This is a genomic window from Mesorhizobium sp. M7A.F.Ca.MR.362.00.0.0 (genome assembly GCF_004023175.1).
Lineage (GTDB): Bacteria > Pseudomonadota > Alphaproteobacteria > Rhizobiales > Rhizobiaceae > Mesorhizobium.
This window is the reverse complement of record NZ_RZTF01000525.1, coordinates 1-3,654: the sequence shown is the minus strand read 5'-3', so window position 1 is coordinate 3,654 and position 3,654 is coordinate 1. Positions and strand designations below refer to the sequence as shown.

2 protein-coding genes are annotated in these 3,654 nt (G+C 65.8%); both read right to left on the bottom strand.

The window, feature by feature from the left end; all coding sequences use genetic code 11:
- Positions 1 to 624 (bottom strand): sarcosine oxidase subunit gamma (locus tag EOC06_RS34435; protein ID WP_128309906.1); only part of this gene is annotated, 624 nt, incomplete at its 3' end.
- Positions 617 to 3,598, bottom strand: coding sequence for a sarcosine oxidase subunit alpha (locus EOC06_RS34430; protein ID WP_128309905.1), 2,982 nt, complete (start codon positions 3,596 to 3,598; stop codon positions 617 to 619). The genes EOC06_RS34435 and EOC06_RS34430, both read right to left, overlap by 8 nt.
- Between the last annotated feature and the right edge of the window lie 56 nt (positions 3,599 to 3,654).

Below are 3,654 nucleotides of genomic sequence, written 5' to 3'. Positions count from 1 at the left end.
GCTGTGGCGGATATCGACACCATACTCCGCACCCGAATCCAGCACCGTATGCCAAAGGCTTTCGGCGAAGGTCGCAAACACCAGAAGGTTGAACACCGCCTGCCCATCCGGCCGATCGCCGCCGCGCCAGAGCGTGACGCTGGTGTGATCCATCGATGTCGCGGCGGCGGCGCCAACCGGGAACGTCGTTGGGTGCAAGTCGATCGAAGACAGTTTCGCCAGCATGGTGCGTGCCTTGACGCCCGAAATGCTGATCAAGACCCGTGCATGCGACTGATCCGACAGCGAGGCGGAGCCGGAGAATGCCGGCGTCAACGTCTGCGTCGTGTGCTTGCCGCCGTTTGACAGAACGAAGAACTGATCCGGCCCCGACCAGATCAGCGTGGCATCCGGAGTCTCCGGAGTCTGTACCGCCTTCGGCGCATCCGGTGGCACCGCGCCGAAACGGGCCTTGGCCGCTTTCGCCAGATCAGCCCCTTGGCCGCGCCTCGCCATGATCTGGATCAGATCAAAATTGCGGATCTCGGTCAGCGAGACGCCGGCCTCGATACCGCGTGCACCATGCACGCCGGCAACAAGCGCCTTTTCAAGGGGACTGCGGGGAGCCCAGGAAAAATCAACCACGCTGGCGCCCTCCATCCGGATCGTAGAAGACGGGATTGCAGAGTTCGACATCGTAGTCTTCGCCGCGCAACGGGTCATGCCCATGCACGATCTCGCCGATGCGTTCGCGGCCGCGTTCGACAAGCGCGAGCCCGATCCACTGATCCGACGTCGGCGAGAAGCAGACCGAGGTGACATAGCCCTGGTCGTTGCCGGGGCCGGGTGTCTGTCCCTTCGGGATGATGTGCGCACCGGAGCGCAGCCGGCGTGCCTTGTCCGTCGGCTTGATGCCGACGACGACCTGCCGGTCCGGGGCTACCAGCGCCTCGCGTCCGGCCATGACGCGGCCGATATAGTCTTTCTTGGTCGACATCATCTTGCCCAGGCCAAGATCGGCCGCCGTCGTCGTGCCGCTCAGTTCCGGTCCGGCGATGTGGCCCTTTTCGACGCGCATGACGCCGAGCGCCTCGGTGCCGTAAGGCGTCACGCCGAACGGCGCGCCGGCCAGCATCAAATTGCGCGCCATGGCATCGCCAAAGCGCGCCGGCACCGAAATCTCGAAAGCCATCTCGCCTGAGAACGAGATACGGAACAGCCGTGCCCTCAGGCCCCCGCGAAGTGCTACTTCGCGCGCGCCCATGAATGGAAAGCCTTCGTTGGAAAGGTCTTCGGCCGGGTCGACGATTTCCCTGAGCAGGTCGCGTGTCTTCGGCCCGGCGATCGAGAATTGCGCCCACTGGTCGGAGACGGAAGTGAGCTGCACGTCGAGCTCCGGGAACAGCACCTGGCGGCAGAATTCGAGATGCTGCATCACCAGCCCGGCCTTGGCCGTGGTGGTGGTCAGGAAGTAATGATCCTCGGCTAGCCGCGATGTCGTGCCATCGTCATAGACGATGCCGTCCTCGCGCAGCATCAGCCCATAGCGCGCCTTGCCAACGGCGAGGCTGGAGAAGGTGTTGATGTAGACGCGATCCAGGAAAGCGCCGGCATCGGGACCGTGCACGTCGATCTTGCCGAGCGTCGAGACATCGCAGAAGCCGACGCCGCCGCGCACCGCCTTGACCTCGCGGGTCACCGATTCCAGCCAGTCCTTCTCACCGGCGCGCGGGTACCATTGCGCGCGCTTCCACAGGCCGGTGTCGACGAAGATTGCGCCCTGTTCGGTCGCCCAGTGGTGCGACGGCGTCAGCCGCGTCGCATGGAACGTCTCGTCGCGGTGATGGCCGGCGAAGGCGCCGATGGCGACCGGCACGTAAGGTGGCCGGTAGATCGTCGTGCCGGTCTCGGGGATCGAACGGCCGCTGACCGCGGCCATGATGGCAAGGCCGGCGACATTCGAGGTCTTGCCCTGGTCGGTCGCCATGCCGAGCGTCGTGTAGCGCTTCAGGTGCTCGACGGATTCAAAGCCTTCGCGCTGCGCCAGTTCGATGTCGGAGGCGGTGACGTCGTGCTGGTAATCGACAAAAGCCTTGCCCTTGCCGGCGACGTGCCATAGCGGCGTCAGCGAGAATGCCTCGTCGTCGGCGGCAGGCGCGATACCCACTGTGCCGCTATGTCCCGTGTCACGCGCCGCTGCCGCGCCGGCGGCAAATCCCTGGCTCAGGCAGGCGCCGAGGCCGAAATCGCCATTGGCGGCACCCGCGGCGACCATGCCTGGAGGCGCGCCGTCCGGCACGAAGGCAGATATGTCGTTCTGCCATTTCGGCCGGCCACGATGGTAGGAAGTCAGCCCGACAGCCGGGTTCCAGCCGCCAGAGACCGCGAGGCCGTCCGCTTCGACCTCGGCGCGCGCGCCACCGGTCAGCGAGACCGCGATTTTCCTGACGCCATCCTTGCCGCCATCGACGCCGCTGACGGAACCATGCAGCACCGGGAAGCCGCCCTTGGAGGCCAGCGAACGATGCGCCGGCGACACTTCGGACCGTGCGTCGATGACCGCCGCGATCTGCAGGCCGGCCCCGAGTGCAGTCTCGACCGTACGCCAGCCATCCTCATTGTTGGTGAACAGCGCGAGGCGCTTTGCCGGTGTCGCCGCATAGCGCGCGACATAGGTGCGCATGGCGGACGCCATCATAACACCGGGCGTGTCGTTGCCGGCAAAGACGATCGGCCGTTCGATGGCGCCGGCCGCGACAACGCAGCGCTTCGCCACGATCCGCCACAGCCGCTGGCGCACCTGATGCTGAGGCGGCGAGGGCAGGTGGTCGTTGACCCGCTCGATCGCGCCATAGGTGCCGCCATCATAGACCCCGAACAATGTCGTGCGGGTCATGATGCGGACATCGGGCATATCGGCCAATTCAGCCAGCGTCCGCGACAGCCATTCGGCTGCCGGCACACCATCGATCGTGCCGCCATCCGACAGCAGGCGGCCGCCGGGGACAACATCCTCTTCGCACAGGATGACGCGGGCGCCAGCGCGGCCGGCTGCCAATGCCGCGGCCAAACCGGCCGGACCTGAACCGGCGATCAGCACATCGCAATGCGCCCATGCCTTGTCGTAGTGATCGGGATCGGCGATGCCTGAGGCACGGCCGAGGCCGGCGGCGCGGCGGATCGCCGGCTCGTAGATCGCTTCCCAGAACTTCGCCGGCCACATGAAGGTCTTGTAGTAGAAGCCGGCGACGAAGATCGGCGCGAACAGCTGGTTCACCGACATCACATCGTGGCGCAGCGACGGCCATCGGTTCTGGCTGGCGGCCTCGAGCCCGTCATAGAGTTCGGCTGTCGTCGCCTTGGTGTTCGGCTCGCGCCGTGCGCCGGTGCGCAGCTCGACCAGCGCGTTGGGTTCTTCCGAACCAGCGGTGAGAATACCGCGCGGGCGATGGTATTTGAACGATCGGCCGACCAGCTTGACGCCGTTGGCGATCAGCGCCGAGGCGAGCGTGTCGCCCTGGAAGCCGGAGAAAATCTTGCCGTCGAAACGGAAGTTCAGTGGCACCGAGCGGTCGATGAGACCGCCCGACGTGAGACGGTGAGATTGGCTGGAAGTCACGATTGCCGACCCTTCGTCGCTTCGATGTCATGCGGCAGGGTCGCGCTGCCCCTCAT